The organism is Chitinophaga sp. RAB17 (assembly GCF_052114225.1).
GTDB lineage: Bacteria > Bacteroidota > Bacteroidia > Chitinophagales > Chitinophagaceae > Chitinophaga.
This window is the reverse complement of sequence record NZ_JBFREI010000002.1, coordinates 1,139,281-1,162,680: the sequence shown is the minus strand read 5'-3', so window position 1 is coordinate 1,162,680 and position 23,400 is coordinate 1,139,281. Positions and strand designations below refer to the sequence as shown.

Annotated in this window: 22 protein-coding genes; 15 read left to right on the top strand and 7 right to left on the bottom strand. The window is 45.6% G+C overall.

Features of this window, described 5'->3' with window-relative positions:
- Window positions 1-82: 82 nt before the first annotated feature.
- Complete coding sequence (locus AB4Z08_RS10765) at window positions 83-820, bottom strand: head GIN domain-containing protein (RefSeq protein WP_441573730.1); 738 nt, start codon at window positions 818-820, stop codon at window positions 83-85.
- Between the two features lie 92 nt (window positions 821-912).
- Between AB4Z08_RS10765 and guaA the strand changes: the two genes are divergently transcribed.
- The 4 genes from guaA (at window position 913) to AB4Z08_RS10745 (ending at window position 6,581) form a co-directional block, all read left to right on the top strand.
- Complete coding sequence (gene guaA, locus AB4Z08_RS10760; protein WP_441573729.1) at window positions 913-2,451, top strand: glutamine-hydrolyzing GMP synthase; 1,539 nt, start codon at window positions 913-915, stop codon at window positions 2,449-2,451.
- A 129-nt stretch (window positions 2,452-2,580) separates the two neighbouring features.
- On the top strand, window positions 2,581-3,891 hold the full coding sequence (locus AB4Z08_RS10755) for an ABC transporter substrate-binding protein (RefSeq protein WP_441573728.1): 1,311 nt from the start codon (window positions 2,581-2,583) through the stop codon (window positions 3,889-3,891).
- A gap of 41 nt (window positions 3,892-3,932) precedes the next feature.
- Window positions 3,933-4,973 carry a ligase-associated DNA damage response exonuclease gene (locus AB4Z08_RS10750; RefSeq protein WP_441573727.1) on the top strand — a complete coding sequence of 347 codons (1,041 nt, stop codon included), beginning with the start codon at window positions 3,933-3,935 and terminating at the stop codon, window positions 4,971-4,973.
- Window positions 4,974-4,976: 3 nt separating this feature from the next.
- Window positions 4,977-6,581, top strand: a complete 1,605-nt coding sequence (locus AB4Z08_RS10745) for an ATP-dependent DNA ligase (RefSeq protein WP_441573726.1) — start codon at window positions 4,977-4,979, stop codon at window positions 6,579-6,581.
- On the opposite strand, the gene AB4Z08_RS10740 is transcribed toward AB4Z08_RS10745, so the two are convergent.
- Window positions 6,549-7,901, bottom strand: coding sequence for an MFS transporter (locus AB4Z08_RS10740; protein WP_441573725.1), 1,353 nt, complete (start codon window positions 7,899-7,901; stop codon window positions 6,549-6,551). The two genes, AB4Z08_RS10745 and AB4Z08_RS10740, sit on opposite strands and share 33 nt — an antisense overlap.
- A 144-nt stretch (window positions 7,902-8,045) precedes the next feature.
- Here AB4Z08_RS10740 and AB4Z08_RS10735 point away from each other — a divergent pair, with 144 nt between their 5' ends.
- The 3 genes from AB4Z08_RS10735 to AB4Z08_RS10725 all read left to right on the top strand — a co-directional run bounded on the left by AB4Z08_RS10735 (window position 8,046) and on the right by AB4Z08_RS10725 (window position 10,064).
- Window positions 8,046-8,540, top strand: coding sequence for an Lrp/AsnC family transcriptional regulator (locus AB4Z08_RS10735; RefSeq protein ID WP_441573724.1), 495 nt, complete (start codon window positions 8,046-8,048; stop codon window positions 8,538-8,540).
- Between the two features lie 30 nt (window positions 8,541-8,570).
- The gene (locus AB4Z08_RS10730; RefSeq protein WP_441573723.1) at window positions 8,571-9,179 is read left to right on the top strand and encodes a hypothetical protein; all 609 of its coding nucleotides are present in this window, start codon (window positions 8,571-8,573) and stop codon (window positions 9,177-9,179) included.
- 237 nt (window positions 9,180-9,416) lie between these two features.
- On the top strand, window positions 9,417-10,064 hold the full coding sequence (locus AB4Z08_RS10725; RefSeq protein ID WP_441573722.1) for a hypothetical protein: 648 nt from the start codon (window positions 9,417-9,419) through the stop codon (window positions 10,062-10,064).
- Between the two features lie 19 nt (window positions 10,065-10,083).
- Here AB4Z08_RS10725 and AB4Z08_RS10720 read toward each other — a convergent pair whose 3' ends face one another.
- A complete protein-coding gene (locus tag AB4Z08_RS10720; protein WP_441573721.1) occupies window positions 10,084-10,668 on the bottom strand; it encodes a hypothetical protein in 585 nt (194 codons plus the stop codon).
- Between the two features lie 197 nt (window positions 10,669-10,865).
- Between AB4Z08_RS10720 and AB4Z08_RS10715 the strand changes: the two genes are divergently transcribed.
- From AB4Z08_RS10715 to AB4Z08_RS10700, 4 genes are all read left to right on the top strand, one after another.
- Window positions 10,866-11,435 carry a porin family protein gene (locus tag AB4Z08_RS10715; protein WP_441573720.1) on the top strand — a complete coding sequence of 190 codons (570 nt, stop codon included), beginning with the start codon at window positions 10,866-10,868 and terminating at the stop codon, window positions 11,433-11,435.
- A 99-nt stretch (window positions 11,436-11,534) separates the two neighbouring features.
- Window positions 11,535-12,392, top strand: coding sequence for a helix-turn-helix domain-containing protein (locus AB4Z08_RS10710; protein WP_441573719.1), 858 nt, complete (start codon window positions 11,535-11,537; stop codon window positions 12,390-12,392).
- A gap of 62 nt (window positions 12,393-12,454) precedes the next feature.
- Window positions 12,455-12,853, top strand: a complete 399-nt coding sequence (locus AB4Z08_RS10705; RefSeq protein ID WP_441573718.1) for an ester cyclase — start codon at window positions 12,455-12,457, stop codon at window positions 12,851-12,853.
- 28 nt (window positions 12,854-12,881) lie between these two features.
- Window positions 12,882-13,913: a S66 peptidase family protein gene (locus AB4Z08_RS10700; protein WP_441573717.1), complete on the top strand. Its 1,032-nt coding sequence runs from the start codon at window positions 12,882-12,884 to the stop codon at window positions 13,911-13,913.
- Here the strand turns inward: AB4Z08_RS10700 and AB4Z08_RS10695 are convergent, their stop codons facing one another.
- Window positions 13,914-15,239, bottom strand: a complete 1,326-nt coding sequence (locus AB4Z08_RS10695) for an NCS2 family permease (protein ID WP_441573716.1) — start codon at window positions 15,237-15,239, stop codon at window positions 13,914-13,916. It lies immediately after the preceding gene.
- A 52-nt stretch (window positions 15,240-15,291) separates the two neighbouring features.
- Between AB4Z08_RS10695 and AB4Z08_RS10690 the strand changes: the two genes are divergently transcribed.
- The 3 genes from AB4Z08_RS10690 (at window position 15,292) to AB4Z08_RS10680 (ending at window position 19,465) form a co-directional block, all read left to right on the top strand.
- Complete coding sequence (locus AB4Z08_RS10690) at window positions 15,292-17,742, top strand: ligase-associated DNA damage response DEXH box helicase (protein ID WP_441573715.1); 2,451 nt, start codon at window positions 15,292-15,294, stop codon at window positions 17,740-17,742.
- 41 nt (window positions 17,743-17,783) lie between these two features.
- Complete coding sequence (gene pdeM, locus AB4Z08_RS10685) at window positions 17,784-18,431, top strand: ligase-associated DNA damage response endonuclease PdeM (RefSeq protein WP_441573714.1); 648 nt, start codon at window positions 17,784-17,786, stop codon at window positions 18,429-18,431.
- A 131-nt stretch (window positions 18,432-18,562) separates the two neighbouring features.
- Window positions 18,563-19,465: a histone deacetylase family protein gene (locus AB4Z08_RS10680; RefSeq protein WP_441573713.1), complete on the top strand. Its 903-nt coding sequence runs from the start codon at window positions 18,563-18,565 to the stop codon at window positions 19,463-19,465.
- Between the two features lie 35 nt (window positions 19,466-19,500).
- Here the strand turns inward: AB4Z08_RS10680 and AB4Z08_RS10675 are convergent, their stop codons facing one another.
- Complete coding sequence (locus AB4Z08_RS10675; protein WP_441573712.1) at window positions 19,501-20,151, bottom strand: ABC transporter ATP-binding protein; 651 nt, start codon at window positions 20,149-20,151, stop codon at window positions 19,501-19,503.
- 100 nt (window positions 20,152-20,251) lie between these two features.
- Between AB4Z08_RS10675 and AB4Z08_RS10670 the strand changes: the two genes are divergently transcribed.
- Window positions 20,252-20,473, top strand: a complete 222-nt coding sequence (locus tag AB4Z08_RS10670; protein WP_012794455.1) for a DUF2795 domain-containing protein — start codon at window positions 20,252-20,254, stop codon at window positions 20,471-20,473.
- A gap of 205 nt (window positions 20,474-20,678) precedes the next feature.
- Here AB4Z08_RS10670 and AB4Z08_RS10665 read toward each other — a convergent pair whose 3' ends face one another.
- Window positions 20,679-21,491, bottom strand: coding sequence for an enoyl-ACP reductase FabI (locus tag AB4Z08_RS10665; RefSeq protein WP_089893210.1), 813 nt, complete (start codon window positions 21,489-21,491; stop codon window positions 20,679-20,681).
- 249 nt (window positions 21,492-21,740) lie between these two features.
- Window positions 21,741-23,399, bottom strand: a complete 1,659-nt coding sequence (gene recN, locus AB4Z08_RS10660) for a DNA repair protein RecN (protein WP_441573711.1) — start codon at window positions 23,397-23,399, stop codon at window positions 21,741-21,743.
- Window position 23,400: the final 1 nt, after the last annotated feature.

Below are 23,400 nucleotides of genomic sequence, written 5' to 3'. Positions count from 1 at the left end.
GTTCTATTAAAACACTCCTATAAACAGATAAACTGTACGAAATATGATTTCAGAAATGTTAAAGATTTGCCAATGTTAATATCTAATTTTTCTGTATAGATCCGGAACCAGCTACAGAAGAAGATACCTGGGGAGTACCTTTATATTTTACATCTCCGGAGCCTGCAATTTTTGCGTTCAGCTTTACACTGGCATATACATCTGCATCCCCGCTACCAGCAATAGAGATATCCACATTTTCCGAAAGCAGGTCACTGCCTTTGAAATTACCACTACCAGCAATAGATAGGTTCACCTCTTTGGTTTCTCCCTTCAGGAACATATTTCCTGAACCGGAAATAGATGCCTTCACCGCTGGCGCATTTACTTCTCCCCTGACATTACCAGAGCCGGACAACGAGACTTTCATATCGCTGGTCGAAGTAAATTTATCCGTCAGCTTCACATCTCCGGAACCTGACAAGCTCACCTCATTTAAGTCCGGTGTAGTTAAATACACATTCACATCATTATGCGTGCTGATGGAATAGCCTCTTTTCAGGCGGACAATCAGCCGGCCATCTTCTTCTGTCAGTTCCACCAATGGGATAATATTATCTTCCGCCTCAATAACAGCGGCTTTGGCGGGGCCTTGCGCCACAAACACATTCATGCTGCCTTCCAGTTTTACCCGGTGGAAAGAAGATACCTGCCTGTCTTCCTTGGCAACATGGCCGTTTCCTTTTACGCGATTCTGACCGATCACATCACAGGAATTAAGTAGTAAAATTGCTGAAAAGGCCACCATGGCCTGACATAGGAGTGATTTTGTTGATATCATGGGTTTGGATTATGGCAGAAAGGTACACCAGATTTCTGAAATTCGAATTTCAAAATCCGAAATTGCCGGAAGCACTTTATCTTTGCACCACCATGACAGAAAAGATACTTATCCTCGATTTCGGTTCGCAGTATACACAGCTGATTGCACGCAGCATCCGTGAACTGAATGTTTATTGCGAAATTAAGCCTTGTCTTCAGCCCATCGCCTGGGACGAAACGATCAAAGGTGTTATTTTATCCGGTAGTCCATTTTCGGTGAATGACGAAAATGCGCCTATCATTGACATTGCCGCCATTGCCGCAAAAGTACCTGTACTCGGCATTTGCTATGGCGCACAGATGATGGCCAAAGTGTTTGGCGGTGAAGTAGCTAAAAGCAACCTCCGTGAATATGGCCGCGCCTTTATGGAGCACAATGACAAAGAGGAAAAGTTATTATATGATATCTCCGCAAAAAGCCAGGTTTGGATGAGCCATGCAGATAGCATTAAACGTATTCCTGAAGCATTTGAAATCATTGCCACTACCGAAAACATACCAGTAGCGGCTTTCAAAAATACTACCCTGGCTGCCAACCCTATGTTCGGTTTGCAGTTTCACCCGGAAGTAACACACTCCCTGGAAGGTAAACTGATCCTGCGCAACTTCCTGTTACATATCTGTAACTGCAGCCAGGACTGGACCCCAGCTGCTTTTGTACACGAAACAGTAGAGAAAATAAAAGCACAGGTAGGCGATAAACGCGTGGTAATGGCATTGAGCGGTGGCGTAGATTCTACCGTAGCTGCTGAACTGATCCACAAAGCCATCGGCAAAAACCTGTTCTGCATATTTGTAGACAACGGTCTGCTGAGAAAAGATGAATTTGATACCGTACTGGAATCCTATAAACATATGGGATTGAATGTAAAAGGAATCAATGCAAAAGATCTTTTCTACGGAAAACTGGCAGGCGTTTCCGATCCGGAACAAAAACGCAAAATCATTGGCGGCCTGTTCATCGATGTTTTCCAGCAGGAAGCCACCCTCCTCACCGACATCTCCTTCCTGGGACAGGGCACCATTTACCCCGATGTAATTGAATCCGTTTCTGTAAACGGTCCTTCCGTTACCATCAAATCCCATCATAACGTAGGCGGATTACCTGAAAAGATGAATATGCAACTGGTAGAACCACTGCGTTTCCTCTTTAAAGATGAAGTACGCCGCGTAGGCCGCGAAATTGGTATCAGCGACATATTCCTGGGCCGTCACCCGTTCCCTGGTCCTGGTCTGGCTATCCGTATCCTCGGCGCTATCACCCCTGAAAAGGTACACATGCTGCAGGAAGCGGATAATGTATATGTAGAGGGACTCAAAGAAGCTGGTTTATACGATAAAGTATGGCAGGCGGGTACCATTCTGCTGCCGGTACAAAGCGTTGGCGTAATGGGCGACGAACGCACGTATGAATTCACTGTTGCGTTACGTGCAGTAACCTCCGTGGATGGTATGACTGCTGACTGGGCGCATCTGCCTTATGAATTCCTGGCTAAAATGTCTAACGACATCATTAACAAGGTAAAAGGCATTAACCGCGTAGTATACGATATCAGTTCCAAGCCTCCTGCTACTATTGAGTGGGAATAATACCGGAACACTAAAATACTGAGCTATAGTTACGGAGTTGGGGATAGATAGATACTTTTTATCTACCCACAACTCCGTAATGCTTTATTTCACATTCCCCGGAATGATTTTTGTAAATTAGCGCCAATTATGAACCATTTAGTTTCTATAAAACACCTGATATCCGGACTGGTATTATTGGTATTGATCAGCTCCTGCTCTTCTTCCAGGAAAAGCACCAAACGGGTAGACGGACCTCCGCCTTCTTTGAGTAAGCCTGCACCGGCTAAAAAACCGGAAGAAAAGAAAACAACTGCAGCAAAAGCACCTTTTAATGTGCCGGCATTTGGTAAAGAAGTAAAGAAAGAGACCTATAACATCGCCTTCTTTGCTCCCTTATACCTGGATTCCGTATTTGCTACCTCCGCTGATATTCCCGGCCGCACCATGCCTAAATACGTGTTACCCGGACTGGAATTCTATGAAGGAGCACAACTGGCACTGGATACCCTCCAACAACAGGGCTATAACCTGAAAGTGACGGTTTACGACAGCAAATCCAAACAAAGCGTAGCTTCCATCATCCGCAGCAAAGCACTCGATAATACAGATCTTATCATAGGCTCCGTAAGCAATCCGGAACTGAAAGAACTCAGTGATTTCGCAAAAGAAAAAGAAATTAACTTCGTTTCCGGCACCTTCCCTAATGATGCCGGCATCAGCGATAATCCCTTTCTATATATTTCCAACAGTACCCTGAAAACACATTGCGAAGCCCTGCAGAATTATGTACAGGACGCTTTCTCCAATAAAAATATTGTGCTGTTCCGTAGGAACACCGCCTTCGAAACAAGACTGGCAGCAGACTTCAAGGCATCCTACGACAAAATGGACAATACTAAAAAAATAAAGATCAAAGAAGTCATCTGGAATGATGCTACCTCCACAGAGGAAATCTCCAAATACCTGCTGACAGATCGGACCAACATCATCATCGTGACTGCACTGGATGAAACCGGCGCCAAAAACTTGCTGCGCAAACTCAGCGTTTCTGCCACTACTTATCCCCTGCAGATTTTTGGGATGCCTACCTGGGATGTGATTAAGCTGAAAGAACCAGAGTTTAAAGGTTTACAGGTGTATTATTCATCTCCCTACTATAACGACAAAACAGATGCCTACAGCAGGTATATAAGCGACTACTTCCGCAGAACATACAAGGCACGCCCGTCCGACATGGCCTACAAAGGATTTGACCTGACTTACTACTTTGTAAAACTGCTACATACCAACGGCGTTTATTTCAATGGCATGGTCAGCGAATCACCGAAAGTAATTACCAATTACAATTTCCTGCCAGTGTATCTGAAAGAAGGAGAAGCAACACCTTCCTACTTTGAAAATAAAAATATCTACATCATCCAGAAAGGAGATAGTGCAGATATTAAGATGAATAAATAGTTGCCCTGCAACTGATCTTCTGTCGTGCCATGATCCAGGTCATGGCACGATTTTTTTTGCGTATATTCCCTTATATGAATGTGCTGCAATTTACCGACAACGGCATCTACTGTCCGGCAGGTGATTTCTACATAGATCCCTGGAAACCCGTTAAGCGCGCGGTCATCACACATGCACACTCCGATCACGCACGTTGGGGAAATCAATACTACTTATGTGAAAATACTTCCGTTCCTCTGCTACGGCTCAGGCTGGGCAACGACATCCAGGTCCAAGGTGTTGCTTACGGCGAGTCGCTGTTTTTTAATGGGGTAAAAGTTTCCCTGCATCCCGCTGGTCATATGATAGGCGCTGCCCAGGTGCGGGTGGAGCAGGACGGCGAAGTATGGGTGGCCAGCGGAGATTACAAACTGGAAAACGATGGCTTGTCGGTCCCGTTCGAACCTTTGCGTTGTCATGCCTTCATTACCGAATCTACTTTTGGACTGCCCATTTATCGCTGGGAACCACAGCAACAGATTTTCGACAACATGACGCAATGGATATACGCCAATCAGCAGGCAGGCAAAGCCAGTGTGTTATTGGCCTACAGCCTGGGCAAAGCCCAGCGGTTGCTTTATCATCTGAAAGATAAAGTCGATCATTTTCTGGCACACGGGGCCATTGCTATTCCACACGAGGTGCTGCTAAAAGAAGGATGGCAGCTGCCGCCCGTAGAAAGGATTACGCCGGAAACTCCCAAATCTTCCTTTAAAAATGCGGTGATTATAGCACCGCCTTCGGCGGAAGATAATGCCTGGATGCGCAGGTTTCAGCCCTACGCGCTGGGTGTTTGCAGTGGCTGGATGCAGGTGCGCGGTAATATGCGCCGGCGCAATGCAGACGCGGGCTTCGCCCTGTCTGATCATGCTGACTGGCCGGGATTGCTGGAAGCTGTTACCGCCACCGGAGCAGAACAGGTGTTTGTTACCCACGGCTTCAGCAGCGTTTTTGCCCGTTATCTGAATGAAAAAGGGATCAATGCAAAGGAAGTAACCACTTCCTACGGAGATGAAGAACTGATTACTAACCCTGAAACTTAAGCCTTGCAACAATTTGCTCAACTGGTACAATTATTAAGCAACAGCACCAAAACCAACGAAAAACTGGAGGCGCTGAGCCAATACTTTGCGACCGCACCCGACAAAGATAAAAGCTGGGTACTGGCGCTGTTCTCCGGGCGTCGCCCCAAACGAACTGTCAACAGCACACAACTAAAAACATGGTGCATGCAGGCTACCTCCATCTCCGACTGGCTATTTGACGAATGTTATCACACCGTAGGCGACCTGGCAGAAACCATTGCATTATTACTGCCACCAGGCACCACTCCCATGGCTGCGCCCCTGCACTATTGGCTGGAACAGCTCCAACAACTGGAAAAAGCAGAAGAGAATATTAAGCAATCCTTCATCCTGGAAGCCTGGAATGCACTGGATAGTGGGGAAAGATTTGTATTTAATAAACTGATCACCGGAGGCTTTCGTATAGGCGTGTCTCAGAAAATGATGGTAAATGCACTGGCAAAAACTTATCATATTGAAGCAGCTACCCTCTCACATATGATCAGTGGCAACTGGGATCCCCGTAATGTAACTATCGAAGAATTACTACACCAGCATACTACCGGCGCAGATGCTTCCCGCCCCTATCCGTTTTACCTGGCCTATGCACTAGAAGGAGCCCCAGCCACACTGGGTACGGAAAAAGACTGGCAAGCAGAATGGAAATGGGACGGTATCCGCGGACAAATTATCAAACGGGAAAATCAGTTATTTGTATGGTCACGGGGAGAAGAACTGATCACTGAAAAATTCCCGGAATTCGCCCAATTGCTAACGGCCCTACCCGATGGCACTGTACTGGATGGAGAAATACTCACCTTCGCCAACGGCATGCCGTTGCCTTTCCAAACATTACAAACAAGAATTGGCAGAAAAAATGTTACCCGCAAACAATTGCAGGAAGCACCCGTTATTTTTCTCTCTTATGATTTACTGGAATGGGAAGGGAGCGATATGCGGGAGAAACCATTGGCAGAGCGTCGCGCCTTACTAGAGCAACTGGTACAGCAAATCCGCTTATCGGTATTACAATTATCGCCGGAAATTATTTTTGATACCTGGGAGCAACTCACCACATTACGTGAACAATCACGCGATAAAGGCAGTGAAGGACTAATGCTCAAAAAACGAATTGCAGCTTACCAGGTAGGCCGCAAACGCGGTGATTGGTGGAAATGGAAAATCGATCCATTAACCATTGACGCCGTAATGATTTACGCCCAAAAAGGCCATGGCCGACGCTCTAATTTATATACCGATTATACCTTTGCTGTAAAAGACGGAGATCAGTTAGTTCCCTTTACCAAGGCCTATTCCGGCCTCACAGATAAAGAAATTGCAGAAGTAGACAACTGGATCAAACGACACTCACTGGAAAAATTCGGTCCCGTGAGAACCGTACAACCAGAACTCGTATTTGAAATTGCCTTTGAAGGCATTGCTACTTCCAACCGTCACAAATCCGGTGTGGCACTGCGCTTTCCACGTATTAACCGTTGGAGAAAAGATAAACCTGTAACAGAAATAAATACATTGGAAGACCTGAAGGAATTACTACGACTGAACGGACACCACCCCGACGCCTGATTTATAACGTTGATAAAACAACAACAGCTGCCCAATCGCGGCCAGGCCCAACAGCACCAATACACCTAATCCTGCCCCATACGCACTCCAGCCCCTTGTATCCGCCACCTGCATCACCAACCCCACCAACGATAAACCAAGCCCCCCGCCAAGCGCATTAGCAGTACCATTAATACCTGAAGCCAATCCCTCCTGCCCTTCAGGCACCGACTGCACCGCCAATATCGTTACACACGGAAAACTAATCGCCATCCCAAAGGAATTAATACAACCTACCGCACAAAAAATAAATAAAAGCGTATGGTCCGTAAAATAACTGCCAATGAAAAACAGGATACCACACAGCATACATACATTACCAATAACTCCTGTTTTCACCACGCCCAACCGCTCAAACAAATAAGGCAATACAAACTTCGAAATAATACCAGACAGAATACTGAAGGGAAATAACAACAATCCGGCCTGTGAAGAAGAAAAATGAAGATCTTTCTGCAGATAAAGCGTCAACATAAATATATAACTCAGAAAAACACTTCCCAGCAGTATTGCTCCTACATTCCCGGTAATCACACCCCGCAAACGGAACAAGCGGAAATCTACTAACGGTGACGTATGAACGCGTTCACGACGTACAAAAAACAGCCCCGCTATAATGAACAAAAATAACAGCGATAAATACTTCGTATAGTGGTCACCGATATTACCCAAATCATGTATCAGCCAGGCGGCCAGCATCATTAATAACGTGATCAGGATAGCACTTAACGCATTATGCACCGGCTTCACTGTATGCTTTTCATCTGCCGGAATGTATACTGCTGCCAGTATGATCGCTACACCAATTACCGGTACATTTATAAAAAACACCCATTGCCAGCCCAAATAATTACTGATCAAACCCCCAATGGCCAAACCCGTAGCAAAACCTATTCCTGCCATCGCTCCAAAAATACCCAGGGCACGATTCCTCGCAGCAGACTCCGTAAATGTATTGGTGATGATAGCCATGGCAGCAGGAATAGCTAATGCAACCCCGGCTCCCTGTAATGCCCTGCATACCAGCAACCAGGCGAAAGAAAGCGAAAATCCGGCTGCCAGCGAAGCCAGCACAAATGAAACAGCGCCAGTAATAAATATCTTCTTCCTACCCTGGGTATCTGCTAAACGCCCACCCAACAGCACCAGGCCGGCATAAAATAATACATATACTGTCTGCACCCATTGAATAGCGTCTGCACCAAAATGAAAAAATGATTCCATTTGTGGTATGGCCATGTTCAGCACAGACACATCCAATGCTTCAAAAAATATAGCCATGCAGGCTACCGTCAAAATGATTCGTTGCTTTCTCACCATGCAAACCTAAAAAAACATTTCAATAGTAATTTAATCTTAAAAATTTTGGAACAAATAACTATTTTATGGCAAATAAATAGATATTTGTTCCAAACACATGATATCATGATCAACAAAAAAGAACATCATACGGATACACCACTTCACCTGGATGAAAAAGATATGGGCATCCTGAGATTATTACAGGTGGATGCTAAAATGACGATCCGGGATATTGCTGGTCAACTGAACCTTAGTACTACACCTGTATATGAACGTATCCGTAAAATGGAGCAGGCAGGGGTTATTAAACAATATGCGGCGATTGTAGATCCGCGGAAAATAAATAAAAGCCTCACCGTATTATGCTATATCACCCTCAAAGAACATAATAAAAAGTATGGTAAGAAATTTATTCAGGAGATATTAAACTTTACAGAGGTAACCGAATGTCTGAACATTTCAGGGGAATTTGACTTCATGATAAAAGTACAGGTAAAGGACATGGATGAATACCGTGAATTTTATGTAAATAAACTGGGAGAGTTAGATAATCTAAGCCATACACAAAGTATATTTGTAATTTCCGTTATTAAGGCAACCCACCAGGTGGTTTTTTAGCGTTATGATCTTTAAACATTCTCAATACCTATGTTCAGACTATACACATTATTGTGTGCAGGATGTTTTCTATTTTCCCAGATAAGTGCTAACGCCCAATCCCGGCTGTTTTCGCATGCTATAGGCGGAGGATTATTTGCAGGCAATAGTTATCTCGGCGCGGGTATCGTTTATTCCCCCCGGTTGAATTTCCTGCGCTTCTCCGACCAATCCGTTCTCTCCCTGGGTACCCATATAGGTTTGGGTACAACCGTCAACGATAACTACAACAGTAATACCGGTGGTAATTCTACCAGCATATTTATGACCAACATACCGGTGCTGCTCACCTGGAACTTCGGAAATGCAGCTACCAATTATGCCTATACGAAATGGGGCTTTTTTGCCGGCGCTGGTTATGGCTTTCAGAATGCTGCCCGCGGAGTAGAATTTATTGATGATGAAGAAGTGAGTACCAACCAGATTCATATATCAGGCGTTGTACTCAGCGCAGGGCTGCGACTCCCGGTAAAAAATAATTCCTTCGGATTACGGGTGGCCTATATGCTAAATAACAACAAATACAATCCCGATATTCCAGGCATTACCACTATAGGTATCGATTATAATATTGGGGGGAAGATTAAAAGACCCAAATAATCAAGTTAAATACGACTCCTTTTTTGCCCCCCGTAGCCTAACGATCCATCCAATCATAACAGGATAGAGCCAATCAAGATAAGCATTGTAAAAATAAACCCTATTTCAGGCCGTTTCGAGTAACTTAACAATACTTTTCTCCGTCTTATATACATGAAATACTTATCCCTTCCCCTGTTTGTATTTTTAAATACCTTATTTATTGCAACATCTGCCCAGAAAAAAAACTCTTTTCAAATGGCATTAGGCGGTGGCAGTATTCGTGGAGAACACCACAACGCTGTGATGTTTAACTTAGAGCCCCGGGTCAACCTATATGAATTTTCAGATAAATCAAGTCTGTCTGTTGGCTCCAGCCTTGGTGTAGGACCTACCGGTCCCAATGATTTCCGCACAAAAAACAAGAAACGAAAATTAATTAATCTCCCTGAAATTGGATATATGGTCAATATGCCCGTTACCCTTAATTATACATTCGGTAATGGCGCAACACCACGTGCCTACAAATACATGGGCTACTCCATAGGAGTAGGGTATGCCTGGCATGCTGCCAGCCGACGGATAGATGCAGGACCTGGCGTTGATACCACTACCATACACGCAAATGGACTGATATGCGATGCTAAAATTAACTTCCCGGTGGGCAATTCCTCCTGGAGTTTACATGCTTCATATATGTTTAATTTCGCCAAAATGAACCCGGATATAAATGCCATCAACAGTATCTCTCTGCAGTATACGTTTGGTTATCACATTCACAAACCGGATGGGCGTCGCTATAAAGACCGTGAATATTACCGGGAACTCGCCCGCCAGAAAAGAGAAGAAAAGAAGAAAAAGCAGGACCTGTTTTACGAAACAAAAAGAAAGAAAAAAACACAGTGAGTGTTATCTCCCGAAAAAATTATTTCTCCACCGGATTCATCATATCAAAGCCTGCATGAAAATCAAGGTATCCGGCAGCAGATTCGCCCGGATCAAATACTACCACCATAGAACAAACAGGTTTTTTACTGCGTGCATTAGTCGATTCAAAAGCAATACCCAATTTAGTATCCTCGTATACGGCAATACGTATTGCTTTGTTCGCGGACTCATAAGTTTGTTTTAATTGTACACCGGGATAAGCTTTCTTAATTGCCGCCATACTACTGCCTGCGCCTACTCCCTTCGCCGTTTTAAACCGGGGCGAATTTACACGGATCTGTTTTACATACTGGGTATCCTGCGTACGCATAGCAGTAAATACTGCTACCATATGTGAAGAATCAATGCCCTTATCTTTTTTACGACTATACCAGATACGCCATGCTTTCATCATCGCAGCATCACCTCCATCCGGCTTACCTAATACAGCGAGACGCTGAGACGGTGTTTCCAATGTTATCTGCCCGATAGATTTGCCCGGAACAATCAGCCAGGCTGCCTTTTGAGCGTAGCCAGCAGATGATAACAACAACATAAACAACCCTGTAATCATGTAACGCATAAAATAGCCATTTGAATAATCTTGACAAAAATACTGCCACTATCACAAGATAATTTTATTATATATAAAAGTTAAAAGGATGCGAAAAAAATCATGTAAGGATTTCCTTAACACTTACACCTCTAAATTTACGCTTGTAAGGCCTTACTATAGTACCTATTAATAACTGTAACTTTAATTATCCAACAACTCAAAAAATGAAAAAAGCATTATTGCTTCTGTTGCCCTTTACGGCAGCGGCCCTGACTACCCATGCTCAAAAAATGGACTATGGTATAAAAGGAGGCCTCAATCTATCCAATGACATCACCAGATTTGAACGCTACTTTCCCTCATTTTACGCGGGCGGTTTTGCCGAACTTAAATTTAGCAAGCATTGGGGCGTGCAGTCTGAATTACTGTACTCTCAATCCGGGGAATATTATACAGATCACAAGGGTTCATTCAGTAAAGACAAACATAATTACCTCAATATTCCAGTGATGCTGAAATATTACATCATACCTAACTTGTATTTAGAAGTAGGTCCGGAACTGAACATACTCCTTCAGGCAAAAGAGGAGACCGACCGCGACAGAAGGGATCTTACGCAGTATTACAGACGCACAAACCTCTCTGCCGGCGCAGGTATCGGCTATAAATTACCTTGGGGTTTGGGCATATCCACCAGGTACATGTTTGGTGTAAGTAACAAATCACAATCAGGAAGTTACTATACCAGCAACTTACAGGTTGGTGCTAACTATACCTTCCATAGAAAAAAATAAGCTGGCCACATCCATTGATTGTAACGTCCCTTCGGTCACAGGCCGGAGGGGCTTTTTTTATACTCCCGGAATAAAGTGGAATACTTTAATTTTGGTATCATGTTACTCAAATTCCCAAAAGATCAGGACGGACAACAAATACTGAAAGCCGGCAACACCCACTTCGCGATGCTGAAAAAACGCAGCATGGCGGATAAACGTACTATTTTCCTGAATGAAAACGTGATGATATTTGTACTGTCCGGACATAAATTATTACACTTTGATCGTAACACCGTTAAAGTAGAAGCAGGTTCCCTTCTATTGATGAAACGTGGCTTTTACGTCATGTCTGATTTTGTGGAAGATGGACTTAATTTCGAAAGCCTGCTGATTTATTTTTCAGATGAACAACTACGCAGATTTCTACATAAATTCAATTATACCACACCCGCAAAAACATCCGGGGGAGATCATCTCACCCTCCCTTTAAACCCACTCCTGGAAGCATTCCGGCAACAGTATCTTTCTTATTTTACACAAGCTCCCGATACGCTGGCTGCTTTATTATCTGTAAAATTATATGAGATATTCCTGTTACTGCTGGCCACTCCACAACAGTCATCCGTACTGGCATTCATGCAACAAATTGTATATGCGCAGCCATCCGACATTGCATTTGTAGTAAAACAACATCTATTCCAACCCCTCACATTACCTGAGCTCGCCAGGTTATCCGGGCGCAGTCTGGCTTCCTTCAAACGCGATTTTCAGCAACAATACCACGTCGCTCCCAAACGCTGGATCAATGAACAAAGATTATCCTACGCACAAACGCTGCTGCAAACCACCTCCAAACAGGTGGCTGAAATAGCCATGGAATGCGGATTTGAAAGCACGTCCCATTTTATCCGCATCTTTAAACAAACCTACGGCATCACCCCTAATAGCGAAAGAGCTAAAAAGGCTATTATCTGAGCTATTCGCGTTACCGGCAACTGCTATTCTCCCTGTAATTTTGCATCTATAAAAACAATAGCATGCAAACAATACAGGAAAAGAACAAAGCAGTGGTGAAACGTTTCAACGAAGCATTTATCATTAAAGGAGATCTCCAGGCATTTGAGGAAATAGTAGCACCTGATTTCATTAACCACACCGGGCCTGTTGGTAATAATGACGCCACTGCCACCCGTGATTTTATCATCAAATTACTACGGCCGGCATTCCCCGATATTCAACTGGAAATTCTTGATATGATAGCGGAAAACGACAAAGTAGTTACCCACAAAGCCTTTACGGGCACCTTCAGCGCCCCCTTCCTGGGACAACAGCCTACCGGGAAAAAAGCCACCCTTCGCATTATAGATATTGTACAGTTAAAAGATGGAAAATATATAGCCCACTGGTCAATACGGGAAATAACAACTGTAGGATGATTTGCCAAATTATGCTTATTTTAAGCGTATGAACCGCAAACATTTTCTGTCTGCTCTTGTTACTGCCGGTGCCGGATTACCTGCACTGCAAACACTTGCCGGCATTGGATTACCTGCTATTTCAGATAAGAAGGAACCATTGGTCCCTTCTTATCTGAAACCCGGTGATATCATTGGCATTACCTGTCCCGCCGGATACATCAAAAGAGAAGAGATACAACCCGCTATCCGCATTATGGAAAGCTGGGGATTCAATATTCGTATAGGCAAAACCGTAGGCGCCCGCGACTTTAGCTTTGGCGGCACTGATGCAGAAAGACTGGCAGACCTGCAGGCGATGCTCAATGATGACGATATTAAAGCGATCATGTGTGGCCGCGGGGGTTATGGTACCGCACGCATCGTTGACCAGCTCGACTTTTCCCGCTTCCAACGGAAGCCCAAATGGGTCATCGGCTTCAGTGATGCCACGGTATTACATTGTCATATCGGTCGCCACTTCGGGATAGCTTCTCTCCATTCCAAAATGTGTAATAGCTTCCCGGATGACTTCAGGAAAGCAGAGCCCATTGTACAGGACACCATCATGTCTATTTACCAGGCACTCACCGGTAAAAAAATGCAATACAGCACTACACCGGATAGTAACAACCGTAAGGGGAAAGCCAGGGGCATACTTACCGGCGGGAACCTTTCCATCATTCAAAGCATGTCTGCCACCGATTCAGAAATAGATACCAACGGCAAAATATTATTCCTGGAAGAAGTGGGTGAATATCCGTATAGCCTTGACCGTATGTTGGGAACACTTCAGCGATCCCATAAACTGGATAACCTCGCCGGCCTTATCATCGGCGGGTTTAACCGGATCAAACCGGATGATCCCGGCGAAGAATTCGGCAGAACAATTTATGATATGGTACTCGAAAAAGTAAAAGACTTCAAATACCCGGTGTGCTTTAACTTTCCCGTAGGACACCAGAAAAACAACTACGCCCTCAAATGTGGCATGATGCACACCCTGAGTGTAGGTGACGACACCGTTACCCTGAAGGAATAATTACTTCACCAGGAAAGTAATGATAAATAATACCGCCAATACATACATCACGGGACTGATACTTTTGTACTGTCCGGTTAATACTTTCAGTAACACATAAGACAACATACCAAATACAATTCCCTCTGCAATACTGTAGGTATACGGCATCATTACGATGGCAAGGAAAGCCGGGATGGCTTCTGTTACATCATTGAAATCAATTTTTGTAACAGCCCCCATCATCAACATACCTACAATGATCAAAGCAGGTGCTGTAGCCGCTTGCGGAATCATGGCAAAAACAGGCGCAAAAAACAGCGACAGCAAAAACATGATGGCAACAGTAAAAGAAGTCAAACCTGTTTTACCACCGGCAGCAATACCGCTCGCGCTTTCTACATAAGCAGTAACAACACTGGTACCTAACAAACCTGCTGCAGTGGTTCCTACTGCATCGGCCATCAGTGCCTGCTTGGCGCGTGGCAAACGACCATTTTCATCCAGCAGTCCTGCCTTATTACATAGTCCTATCAACGTACCTACGGTATCAAAAAGATTCACCATCAGCAGCGTAAACAGGATCATCACCATATCCAGGGTAAATATTTTATCGAATTGCAGCTTAAAAGCCACCGGCGCCAGTGATGGTGGCAAACTCACCAGGTGCCCGTTTGCAGGGAAATGGGTAATCCCCAAAGGGATTCCAATGACCGTAGCGGCCAGGATACCTATCAGCAAAGCAGCATTTATATTCTTATACATCAGCACTGCGCTTACAATCAACCCGATCAGCGCAATGAGTGGCCCTATGCTGGTGACGTCGCCCATCTTCAGGATCACCCCGTCCAGCCTACCTTCTCCTACATGATGCATACCTGTTTCTATGATACCGGCATTGGCCATCCCTATCAATGCTATCAGCAATCCTATTCCCACGGAAATAGCATGCTTCAGATTTTCCGGGATACTGTTGATAATAGCTTCCCGTATCCGGAACATAGAAAGGAAAATAAAAATGATCCCTTCCAGGAAAACGGCGGTCAGCGCAAACTGCCAGGTGTATCCCATGGAAGACACAATGGTATAGGCAAAAAAAGCGTTTAACCCCATCCCCGGTGCCACGCCAATAGGTAGTTTGGCATATAGCGCCATCACCAGTGTACCAATAGCTGCCGCCAGTGCGGTAGCCGTTATCAGGGCATTAAAGTCCATCCCGGTACGGGAAAGGATACTGGGATTCACCGCCAGTATATACGCCATCGTGGAAAAGGTAGTTAACCCTGCCAGTACTTCTTTCTTAACAGTTGTGTTATGTTCGGAGAGCCGGAAAAATTTTGCGAGCATGCTGCAAAAATAAGCGTTTCATGATTTATCATTTTATGCTAATTTCATTCCCATGCAACAACGTTCGGGTGGATGGAAAGTGATCAACAAATGGTTGGGCGACAAAGAACTGAAGCCCTTTAAATTCCAGGAAGATGCCTGGAAGGCTTATCTGCAGGGCAAGTCCGGCATTGTAAACGCTCCTACCGGCTTCGGAAAAACCTTTTCCCTGTTCCTCGGAGCCGTTATCGCCTGGATAGATGCCCATCCGAAAGACTATACCCATAAAACAAAAAATGGCTTACAGCTACTATGGGTAACACCTTTGCGCGCACTGGCCAAAGACCTCGGCAGGGCCATGGAAAGCGCCTTGCAGGAACTGAATGTACCCTGGCAGGTGGGGATCCGCAGCGGTGATACCTCCGTAGCACTACGTGCTGCACAAAAAAAACAGATGCCGGAAGTGCTCATCATTACGCCGGAAAGTTTACACCTCTTGCTGGGCCAGAAAGAATATCCCAAAGTATTCAGCCATATGCATACCGTGGTGGTAGACGAGTGGCATGAACTGATCGGCAGCAAACGGGGCGTCATGGTAGAACTGGCACTCAGTCGGCTCAAAGGCCTGCGCGGTGAACAGCTGAAAGTATGGGGCATCTCTGCTACCATCGGCAACCTGGATGAAGCGCTGGAAGTATTGCTGGGCGGCACTCACAGCGATGGCATCATTATCAGGGCTAAACTAAAAAAGAAAATTGCCCTCAAAAGTGTGATCCCCCATGAAATAGAAAACTATCCCTGGGCTGGTCATCTCGGACTCAAAATGTTACCACAGGCATTGCCCATCATTCATGAAAGCCAGACAACCCTCATATTTACCAACACCCGCTCTCAATCGGAGCGGTGGTACCAGTCGTTGTTGGTAGAAGATCCCATGCTGGCCGGCGCGCTGGCATTACATCATGGCTCTATAGACATGGAATTGCGCATATGGGTGGAAGAAGCCCTTCACAACGGTATCCTGAAAGCAGTGGTATGTACCGCCAGCCTGGACCTGGGAGTGGATTTCCGGCCGGTAGACAGTGTCATCCAGGTAGGCAGTCCCAAAGGAGTGGCGCGGTTCCTGCAAAGGGCCGGCCGTAGCGGACATCAGCCCGGCGCCGTGAGCAAAATATTTTTCCTGCCCACACATGCGCTGGAACTGGTAGAAGCAGCTGCACTGAAAGCTGCCATGGAACAGGATCTGATTGAAAGTAAAATGCCCGTTATACTAGCCTACGATGTACTACTCCAGTATCTCATGACGCTGGCAGTATCTGATGGCTTTTATGCGTCCGAAATATGGGAGGAGGTACGACATACTTTCTGTTATCAGCATATTACAGAAGAAGACTGGCAATGGCTGCTCTCCTTCCTCACTACCGGCGGCGATGCCTTAGCCAGCTACGATGAATTCAAAAAAATAGAACGCGAAGGCGATTTCTATATCTGCCGCAGCCGCATGATGGCGATGCGCCACCGTTTACACATTGGCACTATTGTCAGCGATGCCATGCTGAAAGTAAAGTTCATGACCGGCGGCTACATCGGCGTCATTGAAGAAGGATTCATTTCCCGCCTGCAGGTGGGCGACTCCTTTACGCTGGCAGGCCGTAACCTGGAATACGTGCTGATAAAAGATATGACGGTGCTGGTACGCAAATCGAATTCGAAAAAATCTATCGTACCCAGCTACCAGGGCGGACGGATTCCGCTTTCTTCCAACCTGGGCCGCATGCTGCGGGAAAAATTCAATGAAGCGCTGTCACGCAATACCAAAGATCCGGAGCTGATTGCCTTACAACCGCTGTTCAACCTGCAGGAAGAACTATCGCATATTCCTAAAGCCAACGAACTACTGATCGAGCAAATACAAACCAAAGATGGTTATCATCTCTTTGTATATCCTTTTGAAGGACGGCTGGTACATGAAGTAATGGCGGCACTGCTGGCCTACAGGATCAGCCGTATACAACCGATCACTTTTTCCATTGCCATGAACGATTACGGTTTTGAGCTGCTGTCGGACCAGCCCATCCCACTTACCCATGCCAATGCGAAGCAGCTTTTCTCCACCGATAACCTGCTCACAGAATTACAAACCAGCGTTAACGCCACAGAAATGGCCAGGCGTAAGTTCCGCGACATCGCAGTCATCGCTGGTCTCATATTTCAGGGTTATCCCGGGAAACACAAAGCCAACCGGCACCTGCAATCATCTGCCTCCCTGCTGTTCAATGTGTTTGGAGATTATGACCCACAAAACCTACTGCTGAAACAGGCTTTCAACGAAGCTTTCTTTTACCAGATGGAAGAAGCCCGCCTTCGTGAAACACTGGAGCGTATTGCCGTGAGCAAAATCGTCATCACTTTTCCTCAGCGGTTAACTCCTTTCTGCTTTCCTATTAAGGTGGACAGTCTGCGTGATACCATGACCAGTGAGAAACTGGAAGACCGCATCAAAAAATTGATCACGAACGGTTAAGAATTCAATAATTTGCAGGGCATTAAAAAACAGTTGATTCAGTGGTCGGGGAAATATTTCACTTTCAGCAACAACATTGGCACTTATTGCCCCAGCGGGCAATTTTTTGGGAAGAAGAAAAAGCGCTGATCCTTTCAGATCTGCATCTGGGGAAGGCGGCTCATTTTCGTAAAGCCGGTATTGCAGTCCCTGCGGGCATTGTACAGGAAGATCTTTTTCGTTTGCAACAGCTGATCACACAATATCTGCCCGTGCGGATCATTATTGTGGGAGATATGTTCCACAGCAGTGAAAATAATGAAGTGCAATATTTCAGGATATGGAGACAGCAATTTTCCCATATCACCGTTGACCTGGTTAAAGGCAATCACGACATTATGCCGGATACGATATATGAGCAGTTGCAGATTCAGGTACATGAAACCCTTACGCTCCGCAACATTCACTTTATCCATGAGCCTTGTGAAGATAACAACGGCTATCAATACACCTTTTCCGGGCATTTACACCCTGCCTTTGTCATGTATGGTGCCGGCAGGCAGCGGCTGCGTTTACCCTGCTTCTATTTTGGGCAGCATTGCGGCATTTTACCCGCTTTTGGGCACTTTACCGGCTCGGCCAGCCTTGACCCCGGCGGAAAGGATCCGGTGTTTGTAATCGCCGGAAAATCGATTATCCGGGCACAGTGATTATTCAGGGAGATGATATCAGCGGATATTTTGGGAGATGACCGACCGGATTACCAGGGAAAGATAGCAGCAGATATTTTCAGGAATATACCGGATATGGATTTTTCACAACAGCCTGCAGCGAATAGTTTATGAAGATTGCTTATCACGACATATACACGCATCCTTTGCCGGAAGATCACCGCTTCCCGATGCTCAAATACGAACTGATACCAGCCCAGCTATTACGGGAAGGCGTCATCACTGCCGGGCAGTTGTTTTTGCCGGCACCGGCCACTGCGGACACCATTCTCTTAACACATACCGCTGCATACTGGCAGCAACTCACAGATCAGACCCTTTCCCCCCGGGAACAGCGAAAAATTGGTTTCCCACAATCCCCGGCACTCACGCTAAGAGAGATGGTGATTGCACAGGGTACCATAGACATCGCACTGCATGCACTGGAGCATGGCATCGGCTTCAATGTGGCCGGCGGCACGCATCATGCCTTTGCGGATCATGGAGAAGGATTTTGCCTGTTGAACGACTTTGCGGTAGCTGCCAACTACCTGCTGCATCAACAGCATATTAAACAGGCGCTCGTTATAGACCTGGATGTACACCAGGGCAACGGTACCGCCGCCCTGTTTGCCAATAACGCCCATGTATACACGTTCAGCATGCACGGAGCGCATAACTATCCTTTCCATAAAGAAGTATCAGACTGGGACATTCCCCTGGCCGATGGCATGGATACAGCTACTTACCTCCGGTTGCTGGAAGATGCCTTGCCGGCGCTGATTAACCGGGTGAAACCCGATATTGTTTTTTACCTGTCAGGAGTAGATATCCTGTCCACCGATAAATTCGGGAAACTGAAAGTAACCCAACAGGGCTGCCAGGAACGGGACGAAATGGTTTTCCGTGAGCTCAAAAAGCACCATATCCCCTGTGCAGTTGCGATGGGAGGCGGTTACTCCACGCATATCCGCGATATCGTGAATGCACATTGTAATACGTTTAAGGCAGGGATCAGTATTTACGGTTATTGAGTCCCGCCTGACTTATATCAATAGCACCTTCCGGTTTAAATAATCTTCCCATCCCGCATCACCAGCTGCCGGTCGCTCATAGGCGCCAGTTCTTCGTTGTGGGTAACGATAATAAAGGTTTGCTGCAATTTATCCCGGAGCTCGAGAAACAGGTTATGGAGTTCGCGGGCGTTACGGGAATCGAGGTTACCCGTCGGTTCGTCTGCCATGACCACATCCGGATCGTTGATGAGGGCACGTGCCACGGCCACCCGCTGTTGCTCTCCGCCGGAGAGTGCATTGGGTTTGTGTTCAAGCCGGTCTTTCAGCCCCAGGGTTTCCAGCAGAAAGAGCGCTTTCTCTCTGACGGCTGCCTTCCGGGTACCGGCAATATAACCGGGTATGCAAACATTTTCGAGTGCAGTGAATTCAGGCAAGAGGTGATGAAACTGAAAAATAAAGCCAATATGACGGTTCCTGAAATCGGCCAGGGCATTCCCCTTTAAACCCGTCAGATTGACATTATTAAGCCATACTTCGCCGGCAGTGGGCATATCCAGTGTTCCCAGGATATGCAGCAAGGTACTCTTGCCGGCGCCAGAGGATCCTACGATGGTCACAATCTCTCCCTTACTGACAGTAATGTCTACCCCTTTCAATATGGGTAAATTGGAATAATTTTTGGTAACATTGCGGGCGGTTAGCATAACCCAAAGAAAAGTAATTAACCGATAAAATAGTAAAAGTTGTTTATTTCAAATTAAATAATACTTTTGCGAAAAATTAAAAAGTAAAAATTTTAATAAGATGTACTGGACATTAGAATTAGCTTCATACCTGGAGGACGCTCCATGGCCAGCTACTAAAGACGAACTTATCGACTACGCCATTCGTTCCGGTGCACCGATCGAAGTAATCGAGAACCTTCAGGAGCTGGAGGATGAGGGAGAAATTTATGAGGGGATTGAAGATATCTGGTCTGATTATCCGTCGCAAGACGACTTCTTCTTTAATGAGGATGAATATTAGCCAGCGTCGCTGACCGCACGCTCCCGTTCCTGCTACGACCAATAACATTTAAGCCGCTCCTGAGAAGGATGCGGCTTTTTTTATGGTGCTGAAGGCCAAAAGCATAAAGCAAAAAGCTATTGTAGCGAATGCCCAAAGCGGATTTTAATATTCGCTGAGTTCATTCGCTACAATAGCTTTTTGCTTTATGTCTTTAGCTTTGAGCTTATTTCTCCATCTGGTCAATAACTGGTTTGGATACCCCTGTAAAGGAGAAACCACCATCATGGAACAGGTTCTGCATGGTCACCATCTTGGTAAGGTCAGAGAACATGGCTACTGCGTAGTTAGCACATTCGTCTGCGGTGGCATTACCAAGCGGACTCATAGCATCTGCATAAGTCATGAAGCCATCGAAACCTTTTACACCACCACCTGCAGTTGTTTTAACAGGAGACTGGGAGATAGTATTAACACGTACTTTTTTGGCGGTACCGTAATGGTAACCAAAGCTGCGCGCAATTGATTCCAGCAGGGCTTTGGCATCCGCCATTTCGCCGTAGTCAGGGAATACCCGCTGTGACGCGATATAAGACAATGCAATTACAGATGCCCATTCGTTCAACGCATCCAGTTTGTAAGCTGTTTGCAATACGCGGTGCAGTGACATCGCAGAGATATCAAATGTTTTGTGATTAAAATCGTAATCCAGATCAGTATAGCTTCTGCCTTTACGAATATTCATACCCATTGCCACGGAGTGAAGAACGAAGTCGATCTTACCACCAAAGTGCTCCATGGATTTGTTGAACAGGTTGGCCAGATCATCCATATTGGTTACATCTGCCGGAATTACAGGTGCTTTACAGGTTTCCGCCAGTTTGTTGATCTCACCCATACGCAGGGCAATAGGGGCGTTGGTAAGCACAATTTCAGCGCCTTCTTCCACACAACGCAGTGCAGTTCTCCATGCAATAGACTTTTCGTCCAGTGCGCCGAAGATGATACCTTTCTTCCCTTTTAATAAGTTATGAGCCATTTGGTCAAAATTAATTTCGGCAAAAATAGTCGTTATAGTTGAAAAAAAAAGCTGTTAGCTGTCAGCGATGAGCTTTTAGCCTGTTTATCACAGACGAATGGCTTATCACTGAAGGCTAACAGCTGAATATCTGTGGGCACCTCCTTGCTGATAAAAGGGTGTGAGTGCGGTATTAAAGCTTATATTTCTCTTTATAAGGAAATCCCATACTACACAAGCTAACAGCTAATGCTAATAGCTAAAAGCTTCTCAAATAGTGACCGCCAGCATTTCCCGGGCATTCTCCAGGGCAGCTGCGGTTGGCTTCTCCCCACTCAGCATCTGCGCAATCTTATTCACCCGTTCATCTTCCGACAACAAACGTACGCTGGTCGTTACTTTATCAGCTTTGGCATCTTTATATACAAAATAATGGGCATCTGCTTTACCAGCTATTTGCGGCTGATGTGTAATACAGATGATCTGATGGGATTTGGCCAGGTCTTTCAGGATCACACCCACCTGGCGGGCTGCTTCGCCCGAAATACCCGTATCTATTTCATCAAAGATCAGCGTAGGTAACGCAACAGATTGTGCTACCAGGGATTTGATACAAAGCATCAAACGACTCAGTTCACCCCCGGAAGCCACTTTACCTACCGGAGCAAACTGATTGCTCTTATTGGCGTCAAATAAAAATTCAATGGTATCCTGTCCATAAGGATTCAGTTCTCCTGTAAGAATATCTACTTTCAACCGGGCATTTGGCATGCCTACCTGCGCCAGTAACGTATTCACATGTTTTTCGAAAGGAGTGGACTGTTCCTGTCTTTGTGCAGTAATCACAGCAGCGCTTTGCTGCAGGCTTTCTTTCAGGCGTGTTTGTTCCTGTTCCAGGGCAGCCAGTTGTTCATCCAGATTCAGTACATCTTCTACTTTCACTGCCAGCGCATCTTTGATGGCCAACAACTCATCGGTGGTATGTACTCCATGCTTTTTGAACAGGCGATAGCCGAGTGCCATCCGCTCATTCACTACTTCTATCCGCTGTGCATCATATTGCACCTGGTCGTTAATACTCTCTACTTCTCCTGCAATATCCTGCAGTTCGAGGTAGGTGGATAATAAACGCTCAGATACAGCTGGCATCGCCTTATGAAAAGCGGCTAGTCCCTGCAGGGAAGACTGTAATTGTTTTAATTGCTGTAAAATAGGCTGCTCATCTTCTTTTAGCTGGAAGTAAACACGGTTCAGCGTGTTCTTTATTTCTTCCGCATGGCTCAGGGTTTGCAGTTCAATTTCCAGGTCTTCTATTTCATTTGGACTGAAACCCGCATCAGATAACTCGTCCAGCAGGAAGCGGTTATAGTCCAGTTCCTTGTTGGCACTGTCGCGGTTATCAAATAGCTGTTTATATTTTTTCTGCACCTGCACATACTGAACATATACCTGGTGGTATTGTTGTAATGCGGTGGGCTTATTCACCAAAGCATCAATTACTTCCCGCTGAAAATCCGCGTTACCAAGTGCCAGGGTATCAAACTGCTGGTGCAGGTCTACCAGGTAACCGCTTAATTCCGTTAGCTGGGAGTTGTTTACAGGCGTATCATTTACAAAAGCCCTTGATTTGCCGGTAGCACTTACTTCTCTCCGGATGATCAGTTGGTCTTCCAGGTCCAGTTCATGCTGCTGAAAAAAGGCAGCTACCTGGGATTTCTTTACTTTAAAAAATCCCTCAATAATGCACTTACCTGTTTTATCGAACAATACACCTGGGTCGGCCCTTTCTCCCAGGATCAGGGAAATGGCGCCTAATAATATGGATTTACCTGCACCGGTTTCTCCGGTAATCACATTCAGGTTCCCTGAAAAGTCAACTTCCAGGTGATCGATAATTGCGTAATTCTTGATGGTTAATCGCTGTAACATA

Coding starts and splice junctions, on each gene's coding strand:
- AB4Z08_RS10725 (WP_441573722.1), top strand. CDS start 9,417: ATGGCATTAGGCGGTGGCAGTATTCGTGGAGAACACCACAACGCTGTG.
- AB4Z08_RS10690 (WP_441573715.1), top strand. CDS start 15,292: ATGCAACAACGTTCGGGTGGATGGAAAGTGATCAACAAATGGTTGGGC.
- AB4Z08_RS10740 (WP_441573725.1), bottom strand. CDS start 7,901: ATGGCTATATTTTTTGAAGCATTGGATGTGTCTGTGCTGAACATGGCC.
- AB4Z08_RS10675 (WP_441573712.1), bottom strand. CDS start 20,151: ATGCTAACCGCCCGCAATGTTACCAAAAATTATTCCAATTTACCCATA.
- AB4Z08_RS10695 (WP_441573716.1), bottom strand. CDS start 15,239: ATGCTCGCAAAATTTTTCCGGCTCTCCGAACATAACACAACTGTTAAG.
- AB4Z08_RS10710 (WP_441573719.1), top strand. CDS start 11,535: ATGTTACTCAAATTCCCAAAAGATCAGGACGGACAACAAATACTGAAA.
- AB4Z08_RS10730 (WP_441573723.1), top strand. CDS start 8,571: ATGTTCAGACTATACACATTATTGTGTGCAGGATGTTTTCTATTTTCC.
- AB4Z08_RS10715 (WP_441573720.1), top strand. CDS start 10,866: ATGAAAAAAGCATTATTGCTTCTGTTGCCCTTTACGGCAGCGGCCCTG.
- AB4Z08_RS10720 (WP_441573721.1), bottom strand. CDS start 10,668: ATGCGTTACATGATTACAGGGTTGTTTATGTTGTTGTTATCATCTGCT.
- AB4Z08_RS10680 (WP_441573713.1), top strand. CDS start 18,563: ATGAAGATTGCTTATCACGACATATACACGCATCCTTTGCCGGAAGAT.
- guaA (WP_441573729.1), top strand. CDS start 913: ATGACAGAAAAGATACTTATCCTCGATTTCGGTTCGCAGTATACACAG.
- AB4Z08_RS10670 (WP_012794455.1), top strand. CDS start 20,252: ATGTACTGGACATTAGAATTAGCTTCATACCTGGAGGACGCTCCATGG.
- AB4Z08_RS10705 (WP_441573718.1), top strand. CDS start 12,455: ATGCAAACAATACAGGAAAAGAACAAAGCAGTGGTGAAACGTTTCAAC.
- AB4Z08_RS10700 (WP_441573717.1), top strand. CDS start 12,882: ATGAACCGCAAACATTTTCTGTCTGCTCTTGTTACTGCCGGTGCCGGA.
- AB4Z08_RS10750 (WP_441573727.1), top strand. CDS start 3,933: ATGGCACGATTTTTTTTGCGTATATTCCCTTATATGAATGTGCTGCAA.
- AB4Z08_RS10765 (WP_441573730.1), bottom strand. CDS start 820: ATGATATCAACAAAATCACTCCTATGTCAGGCCATGGTGGCCTTTTCA.
- AB4Z08_RS10755 (WP_441573728.1), top strand. CDS start 2,581: ATGAACCATTTAGTTTCTATAAAACACCTGATATCCGGACTGGTATTA.
- AB4Z08_RS10665 (WP_089893210.1), bottom strand. CDS start 21,491: ATGGCTCATAACTTATTAAAAGGGAAGAAAGGTATCATCTTCGGCGCA.
- AB4Z08_RS10735 (WP_441573724.1), top strand. CDS start 8,046: ATGATCAACAAAAAAGAACATCATACGGATACACCACTTCACCTGGAT.
- recN (WP_441573711.1), bottom strand. CDS start 23,399: ATGTTACAGCGATTAACCATCAAGAATTACGCAATTATCGATCACCTG.